The organism is Streptomyces atratus (assembly GCF_014648655.1).
Lineage (GTDB): Bacteria > Actinomycetota > Actinomycetes > Streptomycetales > Streptomycetaceae > Streptomyces > Streptomyces atratus.
Genome location: NZ_BMRN01000180.1, coordinates 1 through 1,344, shown reverse-complemented (window position 1 = coordinate 1,344; position 1,344 = coordinate 1). Strand labels below are relative to the sequence as shown.

Here is a 1,344-nt window from a genome sequence, read left to right as displayed (position 1 = left end):
GCGGCCGCGATCAGTGATCCGCTGGTGGCGGGGCAGGGTGTGCCGGTCGGCCGTCCGGTCCCCGGCGCCCGTCTGTTCGTCCTGGACGAGCGCCTTGACCTCGTTCCGCAAGGCGTGCTGGGCGAGTTGTATGTGTCGGGGGCGGGTGTGGCGCGTGGTTACAGGGGGCGGCCCGGTCTGACGGCCGGGCGTTTCGTGGCCAGTCCCTTCGGTGCTCGTGGTGAGCGGATGTACCGGACGGGCGATGTGGTGCGGTGGGACGCCGACGGGCAGTTGGAGTACCTCGGCCGTGCCGACGACCAGGTCAAGATCCGTGGCTTCCGGATCGAACCCGGGGAGATCCAGGCGGTGTTGGAGGCCGAGCCGGGGGTTTCCCGGGCCCTGGTCGTTGCCCGGCGCCACCACGATGACGACCTGCGCCTGGTGGCGTACGTCGTTCCGTCTGGCGACGAAGCGGGCGGTTCGGTAAGTGAGCAGGTGGATGAGTGGCGTGAGATCTATGACTCGGTGTATGGGGAGGCCGGGCCGGAAGCGCTGGGGGAAGGGTTCGAGGGGTGGAACAGCTCGTACTCGGGTGAGCCGATCCCGTTGCGGGAGATGCGGGAGTGGCGGGACTCGGTGGTCGAGCGGATCCGTGACTTCGGCCCTCGCCGCGTGCTGGAGATCGGTGTGGGTTCCGGGTTGTTGATGGGGCGCCTGGCGGCGGAGGTGGAGTCGTACTGGGCGACGGACTTCTCGTCGTCGGTGGTGGAGCGGTTGCGTGGTCAGGTGGCGGGGCTGGGTTGGGACCATGTGGAGGTGCGTTGCCAGGCGGCCGACGATGTGTCGGGTCTGCCGGCCGGCGCATTCGACACCGTGGTGATCAACTCGGTGATCCAGTACTTCCCGGGCTGGGAGTACTTGGAGCGCGTCCTCGACGGGGCGTTCGGCCTGCTGGCCGAGGGCGGTCGGCTGATCGTCGGAGACGTACGGCACCGAGGGCTGCTGCGGGCGTTCCAGACAGCAGTGCACGCACGTCAGACAGACGTGCAGGACACAGCCAGGCTCCGGGCGCTGGTGGAGCAGACAGTCGTGAACGAGAAGGAACTGCTCTTGGACCCTGCTTTCTTCACTGCTTGGGCGGCTGGGCGGCCTGAAGCGGTGGGCGTGGATGTGCGGTGGAAGCGGGGTGCGGCGCACAACGAGCTGACGCGGCACCGCTTCGACGTGGTGCTGCACAAGGCCCCCGTCCAGCCGCTGCCCCTGGCCGGTGTGCCGGTCCTCACCTGGGGCCGGGACATTGCGGATCTGGATGCCCTGGATGACGTGGTGTTGCCGGTGCGGGTGGTGGGCGTGGCCAATGCG

General features: G+C 68.8%; 1 protein-coding gene. It reads left to right on the top strand.

What is annotated here, in order from left to right; all coding sequences use genetic code 11:
- Positions 1 to 1,344 (top strand): methyltransferase (locus IEZ15_RS43955; RefSeq protein ID WP_189282514.1); only part of this gene is annotated, 1,344 nt, incomplete at both ends.